The sequence below is a fragment of the Pseudodesulfovibrio indicus genome (genome assembly GCF_001563225.1).
Classification (GTDB): domain Bacteria; phylum Desulfobacterota; class Desulfovibrionia; order Desulfovibrionales; family Desulfovibrionaceae; genus Pseudodesulfovibrio; species Pseudodesulfovibrio indicus.
On sequence record NZ_CP014206.1, the window covers coordinates 3392678 to 3407181 of the forward strand.

Genomic DNA, 14504 nt, shown 5'->3' on the forward strand with positions numbered 1-14504 from the left:
ATCCGACGGAGTTTCGTCCCGCCGTACTTCCTTGCCCAAGTCGATTGTGCTATGGCTAAAACGGGTTTAGAGTGGAATTTCTCCCAAAATCAGAGGAAAAACAGCGGTAAAATGGAAGAAAAGCACTATTCCTTCGCCGATCTATTCGATCTCGACACCATTCTCGAGGTTATGAAGAACTTCTACGCCCTGACCAGTTTTCCGCCGTCCATCACCGACCCGGAGGGCAATCTGATGCTCACCGTGGGGTTCAAGACCCTCTGCCGCGACTTCCACCGCCGCCATCCGGAGACCCTCAAGCAGTGCATCGAGAGCGACACCTGGATGGCCGACCGGCTGGACGCCGAGAGCGGCTACGCCTGCTACGACTGCCTCAACGGCCTGACCGACGTGGCCATGCCCATCGTCATCGACGGACGCCACCTGGCGAACCTGTTCATCGGCCAGTTCTTCACCGAACCCGCCCCGCCCGAGGCGTTCTTCCTGGAACGCGCCGAACGGTACGGGTTCGACAGGGACGCGTATATGGCCGCCGTGGCCGAGATTCCGGTCTTCACCAAAGCGCAGGTGGAGCAGGCCGCCACCTTCATGACCGGCCTTGCGCAGCTCATCGGCGAGATGGGCCTCAGCCAGAAACGGCTGGCGGAACTGAACGCCACCCTGGAAAACCGGGTCCAGGAACGCACCATTCGGCTCAAACGCGAGGAAATCGCCCGCAAGCGCGCCCTGGCCGAATTCGAGGCCATCTTCAACAACAGCTCCGTGGCCATCATCCAGGCCAAACCACCGGACACCATCTACAACGTCAACAAGCGGTTCGAGACCATTTTCGGCTACGAGCGAGGCGAGGCCCTCGGCCAGAGCCTGCACCTGCTCAGCCCATACAGGGACGAATACGCAACGCGCAAGAAGCGGGACATAGAGATGCTGCGCGGCGGGGGCATGGTCCATGACGAGTGCAGGCTGGTGACCAAGGACGGCAGGCACATCTGGTGCTCCTACCACGGCAGCCCCATCAACCCGGCCCGGCTGGAGGACGGGGTCGTCCTGCTGCTCAACGACATCTCGGAGCGCAAGGAGCTGGAGGCCCTGAAGGAGGACGTGGACCGGATCATGCGCCACGACCTCAAGGTCCCCCTGAACGGGATCGTCGGGTTCTCCCAGTACCTGCTGATGGACGACGGCCTGACCGAAACCCAGCGCGAGGCCCTCCAGGACATCCTGGACTCCGGCCTGCGCATGAGCGACCAGATCAACCGCTCCCTGGAGTTCTACAAGATCGAGACCGGCGCCTTCCAGTACTCCCCGTCCGAAACCGACCTGGCCGCCGTGGTCCGCACGGCCCTGCGCGACCTGACCGAAGACGCGCGGCGCAAACGGCTCGACCTGCGGGTGGAGGTCCCGAGCCGGGGCGACGGCGCCCGGCCGCTCTCGGCCCTGGCCGACGCGGGGCTGTCCTGCGTGATGCTCTCCAACCTGGTCAAGAACAGCGTGGAGGCCGCCCCGGAAGGCAGCGCGGTGACCGTGCGCCTGGCCGAGGACGGCGCGGACGCGGTGATCGCCGTCCACAACCAGGGGACCGTGCCGGTCGACGTCCGCGACAGGTTCTTCGAAAAATACGCCACCAGCAGCAAGGCCGGAGGCACGGGGCTTGGGACCTACACGGCCAAACTCATGGCCGAGGCCCAGAACGGGACCATCGAGATGCGCACCGCCGAAGAGGACGGGACCACGGTCACCGTCCGCCTTCCCCTGGCCCGGTAGCCGATCCCTCTTCCAGCAACGCGCGGGCAAGGGGCTTGACCGGGCCGCCGAACACGCCCGCATCCAGCAGCGCGCGCAGGTCGTCCGGGGTGTCCGCATCCCGCAGCCGGTCCAGCTCGGCCACCGCCAGCCCGGCCCCGGCCAGCGCGCCCCGCGCCCTGGCGAAGACGCCGTGGGTGGACCACTCCGGGTCGTGGAGCGCCGCGCCGACAAACCCGTCGCGGTGGAAACCCGCCAGATAATACCCCCCGTCCTCCGCCGGCCCCAGGGCCGCCCGCCCGGTCGTGAGCACGTCCAAGCCGCTCCGGACCAGCTCCGGGGTCAGGCCGGGGATGTCGCTGCCCGCCAGTACCACGCGGTCGTATCCCCGGGCAAAGGCGTCCCGAAAACCGTTCTCCATGCGCTCGCCCAGGTCCGCGCCGCGCTGGGCCAGGTACTCCCGCCCGGGACCGAGCCACGCCGCGATCTCCTCCCTGCGCCTTGCCGGGGCGAAGCAGACCAGGACGTCGAAATCACCGCACTCCAGCGCGGCCAAGCGGTCCTCGACAAGGGCCGCATAGAACCGGGCCGCCGTTTCCATGGACGCGGCCCGCGCCAGCCGCGTCTTGACCGCGCCCGGCTCGGGGTGCTTGACGAAGAAGAGCAGACAGTCGCGGGAAGGCGCGTCGGCGTGGGGACGGTAGGATTCGGCCAGCCGCTCCGGCGTGGCGCCGAAGGCGTAGCGCAGCCGCAGCAGCCAGTTGCACAGGGTCCGCCAGGCCACCCCGTCGCGCTCCCAACGGCGCGGGGAGGTCAGGACCCGCTCGCGCAGGATGTGGATGCGCTCCCCCCGCGTCCGCAGCCGCCGGAAGATGTCCACGTCCTCCATGATCGGGACGGGCGCGAACCCGCCGAGGGCGCGGAAGGCGTCGGCCCGGAAAAAAAGCGTCTGGTCGCCGTAGGGGACGCGCTCCAGGCGTGAGCGCAGGTTGGCGGCGGCGGCCACCAGGGCCAGGGACCGGCGCGGGGAATCGATGCCGAGGGAGAACGCGCCCGCCACGGCGCGGCCCGACAGGGCGTGGGCCACACGGCCCGGCCAGCCGTCCGGCAGCCGGGTGTCCGCATGCAGGAAGACCAGAATCTCGCCGTGCGCCGCCGCCCCGCCCGCGTTCATCTGCACGCCCCGTCCGGGCGGGCAGCGCACCCCGGTCACATCCGGCTCGGTCAGCGCGGCCAGGGTGGCGTGGCCCGGTCCCCCGTCCGCGACCACGATCTCGACCGGGACGCCGCAGGCGGTTTCGCGGACCATGCGCACGGTCTGGTCGATGATCGTTTCTTCGCCGTAGACCGGGATGATCACGGAAATGGGGGGGGCGGAGGTTGCCTTCGGGGTCATGGGGGATTACTAGACTGTTTGTCCGTTTTAATAAAGACCGGAGGAATCCATGCGCAAAGGCGTGACCGATGAAACATCCGTGGTGGACGACGTCCTGGCCAAGGCCGAAGTGCTCTGGCTCGCCCTGAACGACCAGGACGGTCCCTACTCCGTACCCGTGAATTTCGCCCACGAAGGCGAGGTCATCTACGTCCATTCCGGCATGAAGGGACGCAAGGCAGCCTGCCTGGACTCCGGCGCGCCGCTGGCCTTCTCCTGCGCCGTGGACGTGACCCTGCGCGACAGCGACGACAACGGTTGCGAGCTGGGCTACCTGTTCCGCTCGGTCCAGGGGAGGGGCGTTCCCCGCGCGCTGTCCGGCGACGAGAAGATGCGCGGGCTGGACGCCATCACCCTGAAATACGCGGGACGCGAGATGCCCTACAAGGACAAGGTCCTGGCCATCACCAACGTCTACGCCATCGACGCCGCGGACATGACCGCGCGGATCAAGGAATAGCGGTCCCATGACTCTCTTCTTTCTCGGCGACTCCCTGACCCTGGGCTGCGGCGACGGCGACGGGCTGGGCTGGCCGGGCCGCCTGGCCTCGGCGGTCATGGCCTCGGGCGCGGACCTGACCTGGTACAACCTGGGGGTGCGCGCCAACACCACGGCCAAAATCCTGGCCCGTTGGAGCGAAGAGGTCGAGCGGCGCATCCTGCCCGGCCAGGAAATCGGGCTGGTCTTCTCCTTCGGCGTGGCCGACGTGGCCAACGACGTGGAGTTCGCGGATTCCCTGGCCAACGCGGAGCGCATCCTGACCGGTGCTGCGGCCATGGGCCCCACCCTGCTGGTCGGCCCCATGCCCGTGGCCGACCAGGCCAGGACCGAGCGCATCGCCGCCCTCTCCGACGGGTACGGTCCCGTCTGCACCCGGCTGGGCGTTCCCTATGTGCCGGTGATCGGCGCGCTGCGCGACTCGCGGGCCTATGCGGACGCCCTGGCGGAAAACGACACTGTTCATCCCTCGGCAAAGGGGTACGCGACCCTGGCCGAGCTTCTTTTGAAAACCAACGCGGTCCGGGATTTCCTCGGACTGGAGCCTTAACATGACCGAATTGAAATCCTTTGCCAGCGACAACAACTCCGGCGCCCACCCGGCGATCATGGAGGCCGTTGTCCAGGCCAACCGGGGACACCTGAAGTCCTACGGCGACGACGAGATCTCCATCCACACCGACGAGGTGTTCAAGGAGTTCTTCGGGTCCCAGGCGCGCATCCACTACGTGACCACCGGCACGGCGGCCAACGTGCTCGGCCTGCGTTCCGTGACCCACACCTACAACTCCGTGCTCTGCGCCGAGCAGGCCCACATCAACAACGACGAGTGCGGCGCGCCCGAGGCGTTCGGCGGCATCAAGCTGGTGCCCATCCCGTCCACGGACGGCAAGCTCACGCCCGGCATGATCGCGCCCTACCTCGGCCACATGGGGTTCGTCCACGCCTCCCAGCCCAAGGTCGTCTCCATCACCCAGCCCACGGAGCTGGGCAAGCTCTACACCCTCAAGGAGATCGAGAACCTGGTGGAGTTCGCCCACGACCGCGACCTGCTGGTGCACCTGGACGGCGCGCGGCTGGCCAACGCCTGCGCGGCGCTCAACTGCTCCTTCTTCGACATGACCACCGCGCTCGACGTGGACTTCATCTCCTTCGGCGGGACCAAGAACGGCTGCCTCATGGGCGAGGCCGTGATCTTCCTCAACCCGGACATCGGCGAGGGGTTCCCGTACCTGCGCAAGCAGGCCATGCAGCTCGTCTCCAAGATGCGCTTCGTCTCGGCCCAGCTGGAGGCCTACCTGAAAGACGACCTGTGGCTCAGGAATGCCCAGAACGCCAACGCCATGGCCAGGCGGCTGGCCGAAAAGGCCGGGGCCATCGAAGGCGTGGAGATCAAGGGGACCGTGGACTGCAACGCCCTGTTCGCCCACATCCCGCCCGCGGCCACGGACATCCTGCTCAAGAAGTACTATTTCTACGTCTGGGACGAGCACGACCACACCGTGCGCTGGATGACCTCCTGGGCCACCACCGAGGACATGGTGGACGAGTTCGTGGACGACCTGCGCAAGGCCGTGAAGGCGGTCTCGTGAAGCGCATCTGCGTCTACCTGGGGTCCAACCCCGGCAACAACCCGGCCTACGGGCTGGCCACCGAGGCCCTGGGCCGCGAGCTGGCCGCGCGCGGCCTGGGACTGGTCTACGGCGGGTCCTCCACCGGCCTGATGGGACGGCTGGCCGACACCTGCCTCAAGGCGGGCGGCGAGGTCATCGGGGTCATCCCCAAGCTGCTGGTGGAAAAGGAGATCGCCCACAAGGGGCTGACCGAGTCCCACGTGGTCAACTCCATGCACGAGCGCAAGCAGCTCATGGCCGACCTCTCGGACGCGTTCATCGCCCTGCCCGGCGGCCTCGGCACGCTGGAGGAATTCTTCGAGGTCCTGACCTGGAACCAGTTGGGGTATCACGCCAAGCCGTGCGGGCTGCTGGACGTGAACGGCTACTACGCCTGCCTGGCGGACCACATGGACCGCATGGTCCGCGAAGGGTTCCTGGTGTCCGAGCACCGGCGCATGGTCCTGACCAGCCCGGACCCCGGCGAACTCATCGACCTGTTCGCGGACTACGTCCCGCCGCAGGTGAACAAATGGATTGAATTGAAAAAGGGCCTCTGACGGGGCCTTTTTTCATGGGCGAAGCCTAAAGAAACGGTGCCGACACCCGATATATGAACAGGGAAACATATATCCGGGATGACACCATGAACATATTCGGCATTGATTTCTCACAACAGTCCACCGCGCTCTTCCGGCAGTCCCAGCCCGCCCGGGCCGACGCCGCATCGCCCGACGCCGTTTCCAACGGGGCCGCATCGCCCGAGGCGGCACCCGGCGCGCCCGAAACGCGTCCGACGCCCGCGCGCAAGGTCAACCTGCTGGCCGGGAATTTCGTGCGCTCCGGCGAGCGGACCGACTCGCGGTACATTTCCGGCGTCAAGGCGAAGCTGCACGACCAGGCCAACTTCCTGACCCAGATGCAGTCCGTGGTCGCGGGCGCGAGAAACGTCCTGGGATTGATGAGCGAACTGGCGGCCCGTAACGGCGAGGAAGTGCCCTACGCCGAAATGGTCCTGATCGGCCAGAAGGCCGCCGATGACATCAAGACGGTCATCGACGACGAGGTTTCGGACACCCAGGCCGAGAAGCTCGAGGAGATGCGGGACGAGATCGAGGAACAGGCGGACGAGGCCGTGGCTCCGGAAAGCGAGAAGGTTCTGGAGGACGATGTTTCGGCCCAGGAAGCCCTGGAGGAAAGCCTGGAGGACGTGGACCCGACGGCCCCGGAACAAGCGGCTGCCGCTGCCGCACCGGCTGCCGCCCCTGCGGCCCAGTCCGAGACCCCTGCGGCGCAGTCCGCCGACGCGGCCCAAGAACCCACCCCCGAAGCGGTCTCCGAACCGGACCCGCAGGCACCCGCCCAGCCATCCATAGACCTCATGGTCTAAGACCACCCGACAGCAAAAGGCCTCGAATCGAGGCCTTTTTTACGAACATTGTCCACAGGGGAAGATCCGGGTTGAAGCGGATGTCCCGGCACCGGTCTCAGGCCGTCCGGCGGACGGCTAGGGGCAGACCTCGGCCTCTTCCAGGACCTTGAGCCAAGGGCCGGGGCCGAAGCCCAGGACCACGCGTTTTCCGGCCGCCAGGATCGGGGTGCCGGGGAGATCGGCCGCGCGGGCCATCTGGGCCGACTCCAGCACGTGCGCCTCATGGTCCTTCTGGAGCCGGACGAACAGCGCCTCCAAGGAAGTGCCCTCAAGGAGGTCCGGGAACGCCTGGGTGAACTGGACCAGGACGATCATCCGCGCGGTCATGAGGTCGTCTGTCTTGGGCTGCTTGAGGTCGGTATAGGCGTAGTCCGTGAGGGCGTGCAGCCGGTCGGTGCCCGCCGCGTCCTCCAGGACCCAGGCGGCCATGTCCGAGCCGATGAAGCTGCTGCGCGGGAAAAAGGAGTAGCGCAGCTTGCCCCAGAGCTTCGGATACTCGGCCAGGAGCTTGTGGCCCAGCCGACAGTGCCAGCAGAGCGGGTCGGTGACCACCAGCACTTCGCCCTCCCCCTCGCCTTCGAGCTCGACCACGGCGTGGTCGTAGAGGGCGCGGAAGGCCGGGCCGCAGCCGTTGGGTTCGGCGGGGTTCTCCGCTGCCGGGGGCGCGGCGTGCGTCTCGGCCGCCCCGGGGGACTCGGCGTGGGCCTTGCCCGGAGGAAGATCGCCTATCCGTTCGCAACCGGAGGCCAGGATCAGAAACGCTGCCAGCAGGGTGAGGAGGATCGTGAGTTTTCGCATGGCTGACAACATAAACGCATTGCGCGGGAAAGCCAAGGCCCGGCCCGCAAACTGCGGACCGGACCCGGCAGGTCGGCGCGATGGGGGGCGCGCCGAAAATCAGGCGGCCACGGGGCCGATGCGGACCGGCTCCGCGCGCTCCCGGCGGTTGGCGGCCAGGAATCGCTCCACGCCCCTGGTGCCCATGAACCGGGACAGGACCTTGGGGTCGGACTTGAGCAGGTCCACCAGGATGAGCCCGTCCATGCAGTTGCCGAAATCCGGGTCCATGTTGAAGCCGATGATCTTGCCGCCGAGCTTGAGGTACTGCTTGAGCAGCACCGGGATGGACCGCCCGTCCTCCACGTCGCGGACGAAGTCGGCCACGTCCTCGGGGTCGCGGAAGGCGGCCTCGGGCAGGAGAAGTCCACCTTGTTCAGCCGCTTCACCTTGGGCGGCCGCTTGGGCAGGGCCATACCCGCCATCTCCGGCAGGGAGCAGTGGCGCTCCATGAACCCGACGATCAGCTCGCGGGCGACCATGGAATACTCGCTGGAAATGGACACGCAGCCGAAGAGCCGGGTGTATTTCGGATTGCGGACCACGAACTCGGCCAGCCCCTTCCAGAGGAAGAGCAGCGGCTGGTAGCTGCGCTGGTACTTGGGGACGATGAACGAGCGGCCCATCTCGAGCGCCGGTCCCAGCCCCTCCAGGAACCCCTCGCGGTAATCGAACAGGGTGGAGGTGTACAGGCCGGACGGTCCCTTGGCGGCCAGGATCTCGTCGGTCAGGCCGAAGCGGTACGCCCCGGCCACCTCGCGCTCCTTGCGGTTCCAGAGCACCAGATGACGGTAGGTGTCGTCGAATTCGTCGATGTCCATGGCCCGTCCCGTACCTTCGCCCACCTGGCGGAAGGTCTCCTCGCGCCGGATGCCGATCTCGCGCGCAGCAGCCGGGGATCATAAAGGCGTCGGCGTGGAAGACCAAAAAGTCCCCGCTGTCCACCAGGATGTTCCCGTCGGGCAGGCTGGCCACCTCGGAGGCCAGGATGTGCTTGCCCCGGGAATTGGCGATGGGGTCCATGCGCCGCTTGGCCTCGCGCGGCTTGAACCCGAACCTCGGCTTGCGGTCGCGGCGCAGCAGATAGGTGCGGAAGCGCAGGTAGTCCACCACGTCGCGGTCGTCGCCCAACTCGGCCAGCTTGTCCTGGCCGATGACCGTGCCGAGCCGCACCCCGATGACCTCTCGGGTGGCGTGGCGCAGGTTCTCGTGGGGCAGGAGCACGGTGCGCAGCCGGGGATGGATCAGCCCCAGCGTCTGGAACAGGCCGGAGTTGCGCCCGTCGAAGAAGACCGGCAGCGCGGCGGCCCCGGTCTTGCGGATGATGCGCCCGATCATGGGGCTCCAGCTGGGATCGCCCACGCGGCGTTTCTTGACCTTCAGGCTGGAGACCTCGCCCGCCGGGAAGACCACCAGCATGCCGCCCTGCTTCAGCCAGCGCATGCAGGCCTTCAGCCCGGAGATGTTCTTGCGCGAGGAGTCGGCCCCGCCAAAGGGGTCCACCTGGATGATCAGGTCGTCCATCTCCGGGATCATGCCGAGCATGAAGTTGGCCATGATCTTGATGTCCGGGCGCACCTCGCGAAGGATGCGCACCAGGAGCAGCCCTTCGAGCACGCCGAAGGGGTGGTTGCACACGGCCACCAGCGGCCCGGTCTTCGGCACCCGGCTCACGGGCTGGCCGTCCACGGAGAAGCGCACGCCGAGGAGGTCGAGCGCCTTGTCCACGAACGCGCCGTCGCCGCCCCTGCGGTGCAGGTCGGCGTAAAGCGAATTGAGGGTGTCGAGCCTGAGGACTTTGGCCAGGGGACGCCTGACCATGGAAAAGAGGGTCTGTCGGACGGGATCGTTGAAGGGTGAATCCAGATTGAAAAGCGGACCGGCTGCGCGATCTTCCATTTCCTTCCTCCTGATATGGTTGACCGACAGTACGGAAACGGACGCCCCTCTTCCCGCCGCCTCCATGACATTTTCGCGCCGTTTGGTGACGCGCATCTTGCGGCTCGGTGACGGCCCGCGCCGGGGCCGCGTGACAGAAGGCGAAATTCCCGGTATACGAGGTCGAAAATGCAACCAGCGTTACAGGAGAAACGCATGCCAGCCACACCCGCCCCGGCCGAATTCCCGGAAGATCTCACCCTGGGAATCCGCGAACTCGACGACCAGCACAAAACCCTTTTCGCCGTCCTCGACCGCATCCTGGCCGTGTCCAGGGACCCCTACCGCCAGCTGGATGACGATGGAACCAATACGGTGCTCGACATCATGACCGATCTGAAGGACGCCGCCATGCAGCACTTCGACCAGGAGGAGACGCTCATGGACCAACGGGATTATCCCGGCCTGGACGACCAGCAGGAAGCGCACGAGCGGTTTCTGGACGACCTCGTGCGCATCGAGGCGGACCTGATGAACGGCACGGCCGTGCCGCCGGTACGGTTGCACGCCGACCTGGCCGATCAGTTGGCCGCACACGTCCGGGAGATGGACCGCGAGCTGGCGCAATTCCTCAATAAATCCGAAAAGTAGCCCGCACCTCGCCCCGCTCCGCCGCGCCCGCTCCGAAAATCGGTTCGGGAAGGATTTTTTTTTTGCCCCTTCGGGTTGACTCCTGAGGACCCATGTTTATTTAACGGCAAGCCGGACGGTGTAAGCCGCCCGGCAAAATCAATCAAACGATTCCATTCGGAGGTATAAAGGATGAATCTGAAACCGCTGAACGACCGCGTCCTGGTCAAACGTCTGGAAATGGAAGAGAAGACCGCGGGTGGCATCTACATCCCGGATTCCGCCAAGGAAAAGCCCATGAAGGGCGAAGTCGTGGCCGTCGGTCCCGGCAAGCTGGACGAGGACGGCAAGCGCGTGAAGCCCACCGTCAAGAAGGGCGACCTGGTACTGTTCGCCAAGTACGCCGGAACCGAAATTTCCATCGACGGCGACGAACACCTGGTCATGCGCGAGGACGACATCCTCGCCATCGTCGAGTAGCTCCACCCTCTGCGGTACGCTTTCCAAAAAACCATTTCTATTCAAGGAGAATACAACCATGGCGAAAGAGATTCTTTTCGATGCCAAAGCCCGCGAGAAGCTGAAAGCGGGTGTTGACAAGCTGGCCAACGCCGTCAAGGTCACCCTCGGTCCCAAGGGCCGCAACGTCGTGATGGAGAAGTCCTTCGGCTCCCCCATCATCACCAAGGACGGCGTTTCCGTCGCCAAGGAAATCGAGCTGGAAGACAAGTTCGAGAACATGGGCGCCCAGATGGTCAAGGAAGTCGCTTCCAAGACCTCCGACGTCGCCGGTGACGGCACCACCACCGCCACCGTCCTGGCCCAGGCCATTTTCACCGAAGGCGTGAAGCTCGTCGCCGCCGGCCGCTCCCCCATGTCCATCAAGCGCGGTATCGACAAGGCCGTCGAAGCCATCGTCGCCGAGCTCGAAAAGGTGGCCAAGCCCACCCGCGACCAGAAGGAAATCGCCCAGGTCGGCACCATCTCCGCCAACAACGACGCCACCATCGGCAACATCATCGCCGAGGCCATGAACAAGGTCGGCAAGGAAGGCGTCATCACCGTGGAAGAGGCCAAGGGCCTCGAGACCACCCTGGACGTCGTGGAAGGCATGCAGTTCGACCGCGGCTACCTGTCCCCCTATTTCGTGACCAACACCGAGCGCATGACCTGCGAAATGGAAGAGCCCCTGATCCTCATCAACGAGAAGAAGGTCTCCAACATGAAGGAACTGCTGCCCGTGCTGGAGCAGTGCGCCAAGATGTCCAAGCCCCTGGTCATCATCGCTGAAGACATCGAGGGCGAGGCCCTGGCCACCCTCGTGGTCAACAAGCTGCGCGGCACCCTGAACGTGGTCGCCGTCAAGGCTCCCGGCTTCGGCGAGCGCCGCAAGGCCATGCTGAAAGACATCGCCACCCTGACCGGCGGCCAGGTCGTGTCCGAGGATCTCGGCATCAAGATCGAGAACCTGACCGTCAACGACCTCGGTTCCTGCAAGCGCATCGTGGTCGACAAGGAAAACACCGTCATCGTCGACGGCGCCGGCAAGCCCGCCGAGATCAAGGCCCGCATCGCCCAGATCCGCGCCGAGATCGCCGACTCCACCTCCGACTACGACCGCGAGAAGCTCCAGGAGCGTCTGGCCAAGATCGTGGGCGGCGTGGCCGTCATCAACGTCGGTGCCGCCACCGAGACCGAGATGAAGGAGAAGAAGGCCCGCGTCGAGGACGCCCTGAACGCCACCCGCGCGGCTGTCGAGGAAGGCATCGTGCCCGGCGGCGGCGTGGTCCTGGCCCGCGCCGGCAAGGTCTGCGCCAAGGTCAAGGCCGCCGATGACGACGAGCAGGCCGGCATCAACATCATCGCCCGCGCCGTGGAAGAGCCCCTGCGCCAGATCGCCGGCAACGCCGGTCTCGAAGGCTCCATCGTCGTCGAGAAGATCAAGGAAGGCAAGGACGGCTTCGGCTACAACGCCGCCACCGACAAGTACGAAGACCTGATCAAGGCCGGCGTCATCGACCCGAAGAAGGTCACCCGCACCGCGCTGCAGAACGCCGCTTCCGTGGCCGGTCTGCTGCTGACCACCGAGTGCGCCATCGCCGACAAGCCCGAGAAGAACGACGCCCCCGCAGGCATGCCCGGCGGCATGGGCGGCATGGGCGGAATGGGCGGCATGGGCGGCATGTACTAAGCCTCCCGGCCCACCAGCCTCAGCCAAATCAAACCGGCCCGCGAACCTTCGCGGGCCGGTTCTTTTTTTGGGTCGCCCCGTCAAATCCGTTGCATGTTCACAGATGATTGCATATCAGATTGATACATCCCCATTTTTCATCTGCGAAACGCAAAGGAGATTCCATGCCCATTCCGAACAAGTTGAAACGGCTTGTTGCCGCACTGCTCCTAGTGGCCGTGCCCGCGCTTTCCGGCTGCCCGGCCCTGCTGGTGGTCTACCTGGTTTCGGCCTCGGACGGCGACAATGTGACGGTCACGGCGGAGATCCCGCGCAATGCAAACGAGATTTACGAAACGGCCATGAAGATTGCCGAGGAGGACGGCGGCCAGAAGTACACCGTGGTCGAGGCCGACCCGGCCCGGACCTTCCTGCGCGCCGAAGCCCTGGACCAGTCCTGGTGGTTCGAGATGACCCTGGTCCAACTGGACGAAAACAACACCCAGCTGATAATGGTCGGCGTCAGCCCCGGCGACGAAGAGGAACAGCGCAACCGGGGCCTGATCGCCGTGGAACGCATCTGCGACGACCTCGGCGTCCGCTACAAGGTCGTGGAAAACAACGCCCCGGCCAACTGATCCCCCTCTCTGGACTGACAAAAAAACCGGCCCCGATCCGCAAGGACCGGGGCCGGTTGTTTTTCTCGGATTGTCAGCCTTTCACACAGCCCCCGCCCTACATCTCCATCCCGCTCCCCCACCCCGCCGAAGGCGGCACCAAAAAGTTTGGGAAAAGGAGAGGATGGGGGTTCGGAGGCATTCTTCCCTTAATTCACTTCGCGGAACTCCCGGACCACGTCGATGAATTTGTAGAGCGACGCGCACTTCTTGTTCTTCTTCCACAGCGCGGTGATCTCCCACTGTGGCAGGTCGCCCGTGAGCGGACGGAAGGCTACCCCGGCGCGGCTGTCCGTGGCGCTGGAGGCCGGGACCAGGGCGCAGCCCAGGCCGGTGGCGACCAGGGCCACGGTGGACTGCTCGGTGTTCACTTCCTGGACGATGTTGGGCATGAACCCGGCCTTGTGGAAGGAACCGACCAGGGAACGGTACAGGGCGGGCTGGGCGATGCGCTGATTGAAGATCAACGGCACGTTTTCCAGGTCGGTGATGTCCACCACTTCCCGCTCGGCCAACGGGTGCCCTTCGGGCAGGGCCAGGACATACGGCTCGCGCAGGAAGGTCATGGAATTGAAGCCCGACGTGTCGTGCCCGAACAGACGCACGAAAGCGATGTCCAGCCGGTCGCCGCGCAGCAGCGGGAGCTGCTCCGAGGTGGACTGGGCCGAGAAGTCGAGCCGGATGTTCGGATTGCGCTCGCGGAAGGCGCGAATGGCCTGGGGCAGCTTGGACAGCGACGCCGGGCCGATGAAGCCCACGCAGAGCATGCCCTCCAGCCCCTTGGACATGTCCTGCACATGCACGATGGCCGCGTGCAGCCGGTCGCGGATATCCCGGCAGCGGCGGAGAAACTCCTTGCCCTCCGGCGTCAGGGCCACCCGGCGGCTGGTCCGCTCCAGGAGCGTGACCCCCAACTCGTCCTCAAGACGCTTGATCTGCTGCGACAACGGCGGCTGGGCGATATGGCACCGCTCTGCCGCGCGACCGAAATGCAGCTCCTCAGCCACGGCGATGAAATAGGTGATCTGTCTCAGTTCCATTATTCAGAGCTAATACATATTAATCTTCGTGTAAATATGTATTGGACATATTGATGGCCGATTTCTACCCTGTCTCCAACACAAGGAGACGTAATCATGCAGGGTTGTTATCGCGCAAGAATAATGTTGTTGATCTTTATATTGTCTTTACTGCTGGCCGGGCAGGCCTGGGCGGGCGACTCGGCGCGGCTCTGCTCCGGGCTGGCCGAACCGGACGGCCTGGTCATGGACAACCGGGGCAACGTCTACACGATCTGCCGGGGCGACGGGGTGGTCTGGTGCGTGCCGCCGGAAGGGGAGCCCGTGGCGTTCGCCCGGGTGGATGCGCCCACCTGCCTGACCGTGGACCGGCTGCGCACAGTGTTCGTGGGCACGGCGTCCGGGGACATCTTCGCCATCACGCCGGACGGGGTTGCCGACCGAATCCACCGCTGCCGCACCGGCCTGACCGGGCTGACCCTGGACCGGGACGGCAACCTGGTGGCGGCCACGGCCGACGGAATGATCGTCCGCATAGCGCGCGAGGATTTCCGCTGGGAAGACTGAGCCA

General features: G+C 65.6%; 15 protein-coding genes and 1 pseudogene. 11 read left to right on the plus strand and 5 right to left on the minus strand.

All coding sequences use genetic code 11. From position 1 onward, the window contains the following. The first annotated feature begins 111 nt into the window (after positions 1-111). Positions 112-1764 (plus strand): PocR ligand-binding domain-containing protein, encoded by a 1653-nt coding sequence (locus AWY79_RS15515; RefSeq protein ID WP_066805954.1) that lies wholly within the window; start codon positions 112-114, stop codon positions 1762-1764. Here AWY79_RS15515 and AWY79_RS15520 read toward each other — a convergent pair. Then, a complete protein-coding gene (locus tag AWY79_RS15520) occupies positions 1736-3139 on the minus strand; it encodes a TIGR04283 family arsenosugar biosynthesis glycosyltransferase (protein ID WP_066805956.1) in 1404 nt (467 codons plus the stop codon). The two genes, AWY79_RS15515 and AWY79_RS15520, sit on opposite strands and share 29 nt — an antisense overlap. Positions 3140-3188: 49 nt before the next feature. On the opposite strand from AWY79_RS15520, the gene AWY79_RS15525 reads away from it, so the two are divergent. The 5 genes from AWY79_RS15525 (at position 3189) to AWY79_RS15545 (ending at position 6680) form a co-directional block, all read left to right on the plus strand. Next, complete coding sequence (locus tag AWY79_RS15525) at positions 3189-3638, plus strand: pyridoxamine 5'-phosphate oxidase family protein (RefSeq protein WP_066805958.1); 450 nt, start codon at positions 3189-3191, stop codon at positions 3636-3638. Between the two features lie 7 nt (positions 3639-3645). Continuing rightward, positions 3646-4227, plus strand: coding sequence for a GDSL-type esterase/lipase family protein (locus AWY79_RS15530; protein WP_066805960.1), 582 nt, complete (start codon positions 3646-3648; stop codon positions 4225-4227). Position 4228: 1 nt separating this feature from the next. Beyond that, complete coding sequence (locus AWY79_RS15535) at positions 4229-5269, plus strand: threonine aldolase family protein (RefSeq protein WP_066805962.1); 1041 nt, start codon at positions 4229-4231, stop codon at positions 5267-5269. Then, complete coding sequence (locus AWY79_RS15540; RefSeq protein ID WP_066805963.1) at positions 5266-5850, plus strand: LOG family protein; 585 nt, start codon at positions 5266-5268, stop codon at positions 5848-5850. The genes AWY79_RS15535 and AWY79_RS15540 overlap by 4 nt, the downstream gene beginning before the upstream one ends. A gap of 86 nt (positions 5851-5936) precedes the next feature. Beyond that, the gene (locus tag AWY79_RS15545; protein WP_066805965.1) at positions 5937-6680 is read left to right on the plus strand and encodes a hypothetical protein; all 744 of its coding nucleotides are present in this window, start codon (positions 5937-5939) and stop codon (positions 6678-6680) included. A gap of 117 nt (positions 6681-6797) precedes the next feature. Here the strand turns inward: AWY79_RS15545 and AWY79_RS15550 are convergent, their stop codons facing one another. The 3 genes and pseudogenes from AWY79_RS15550 to AWY79_RS19455 all read right to left on the minus strand — a co-directional run. Beyond that, positions 6798-7520 carry a DsbA family protein gene (locus tag AWY79_RS15550; RefSeq protein WP_066805967.1) on the minus strand — a complete coding sequence of 241 codons (723 nt, stop codon included), beginning with the start codon at positions 7518-7520 and terminating at the stop codon, positions 6798-6800. Further along, positions 7475-8380: a GNAT family N-acetyltransferase gene (locus AWY79_RS19450; RefSeq protein ID WP_233491059.1), complete on the minus strand. Its 906-nt coding sequence runs from the start codon at positions 8378-8380 to the stop codon at positions 7475-7477. The genes AWY79_RS15550 and AWY79_RS19450 overlap by 46 nt, the downstream gene beginning before the upstream one ends. A 262-nt stretch (positions 8381-8642) precedes the next feature. Continuing rightward, positions 8643-9554: pseudogene (locus tag AWY79_RS19455) on the minus strand (lysophospholipid acyltransferase family protein); the annotation flags it as partial. Positions 9555-9653: 99 nt separating this feature from the next. On the opposite strand from AWY79_RS19455, the gene AWY79_RS15560 reads away from it, so the two are divergent. The 4 genes from AWY79_RS15560 (at position 9654) to AWY79_RS15575 (ending at position 12875) form a co-directional block, all read left to right on the plus strand. Continuing rightward, a complete protein-coding gene (locus AWY79_RS15560; protein WP_066805969.1) occupies positions 9654-10088 on the plus strand; it encodes a bacteriohemerythrin in 435 nt (144 codons plus the stop codon). A 171-nt stretch (positions 10089-10259) separates the two neighbouring features. Next, positions 10260-10547, plus strand: coding sequence for a co-chaperone GroES (gene groES / locus AWY79_RS15565; RefSeq protein ID WP_066805971.1), 288 nt, complete (start codon positions 10260-10262; stop codon positions 10545-10547). A gap of 58 nt (positions 10548-10605) precedes the next feature. Beyond that, a complete protein-coding gene (groL, locus tag AWY79_RS15570) occupies positions 10606-12258 on the plus strand; it encodes a chaperonin GroEL (protein ID WP_066805973.1) in 1653 nt (550 codons plus the stop codon). A 164-nt stretch (positions 12259-12422) separates the two neighbouring features. Further along, a complete protein-coding gene (locus AWY79_RS15575) occupies positions 12423-12875 on the plus strand; it encodes a hypothetical protein (RefSeq protein WP_066805975.1) in 453 nt (150 codons plus the stop codon). 188 nt (positions 12876-13063) lie between these two features. On the opposite strand, the gene AWY79_RS15580 is transcribed toward AWY79_RS15575, so the two are convergent. Continuing rightward, positions 13064-13954, minus strand: a complete 891-nt coding sequence (locus AWY79_RS15580) for a LysR substrate-binding domain-containing protein (protein ID WP_066805977.1) — start codon at positions 13952-13954, stop codon at positions 13064-13066. A 123-nt stretch (positions 13955-14077) separates the two neighbouring features. Between AWY79_RS15580 and AWY79_RS15585 the strand changes: the two genes are divergently transcribed. Next, positions 14078-14500: an SMP-30/gluconolactonase/LRE family protein gene (locus tag AWY79_RS15585; RefSeq protein ID WP_158509901.1), complete on the plus strand. Its 423-nt coding sequence runs from the start codon at positions 14078-14080 to the stop codon at positions 14498-14500. Positions 14501-14504 lie beyond the last annotated feature (4 nt).

Bases quoted from the DNA above. Each gene is read 5' to 3' on its own strand.
- AWY79_RS15525 (WP_066805958.1), top strand. From the start codon at position 3,189: ATGCGCAAAGGCGTGACCGATGAAACATCCGTGGTGGACGACGTCCTG.
- AWY79_RS15560 (WP_066805969.1), top strand. From the start codon at position 9,654: ATGCCAGCCACACCCGCCCCGGCCGAATTCCCGGAAGATCTCACCCTG.
- AWY79_RS15580 (WP_066805977.1), bottom strand. From the start codon at position 13,954: ATGGAACTGAGACAGATCACCTATTTCATCGCCGTGGCTGAGGAGCTG.
- AWY79_RS15545 (WP_066805965.1), top strand. From the start codon at position 5,937: ATGAACATATTCGGCATTGATTTCTCACAACAGTCCACCGCGCTCTTC.
- AWY79_RS15585 (WP_158509901.1), top strand. From the start codon at position 14,078: ATGTTGTTGATCTTTATATTGTCTTTACTGCTGGCCGGGCAGGCCTGG.
- AWY79_RS15550 (WP_066805967.1), bottom strand. From the start codon at position 7,520: ATGCGAAAACTCACGATCCTCCTCACCCTGCTGGCAGCGTTTCTGATC.
- AWY79_RS15535 (WP_066805962.1), top strand. From the start codon at position 4,229: ATGACCGAATTGAAATCCTTTGCCAGCGACAACAACTCCGGCGCCCAC.
- AWY79_RS15530 (WP_066805960.1), top strand. From the start codon at position 3,646: ATGACTCTCTTCTTTCTCGGCGACTCCCTGACCCTGGGCTGCGGCGAC.
- AWY79_RS15515 (WP_066805954.1), top strand. From the start codon at position 112: ATGGAAGAAAAGCACTATTCCTTCGCCGATCTATTCGATCTCGACACC.
- AWY79_RS15520 (WP_066805956.1), bottom strand. From the start codon at position 3,139: ATGACCCCGAAGGCAACCTCCGCCCCCCCCATTTCCGTGATCATCCCG.
- AWY79_RS19450 (WP_233491059.1), bottom strand. From the start codon at position 8,380: ATGGACATCGACGAATTCGACGACACCTACCGTCATCTGGTGCTCTGG.
- groES (WP_066805971.1), top strand. From the start codon at position 10,260: ATGAATCTGAAACCGCTGAACGACCGCGTCCTGGTCAAACGTCTGGAA.
- groL (WP_066805973.1), top strand. From the start codon at position 10,606: ATGGCGAAAGAGATTCTTTTCGATGCCAAAGCCCGCGAGAAGCTGAAA.
- AWY79_RS15575 (WP_066805975.1), top strand. From the start codon at position 12,423: ATGCCCATTCCGAACAAGTTGAAACGGCTTGTTGCCGCACTGCTCCTA.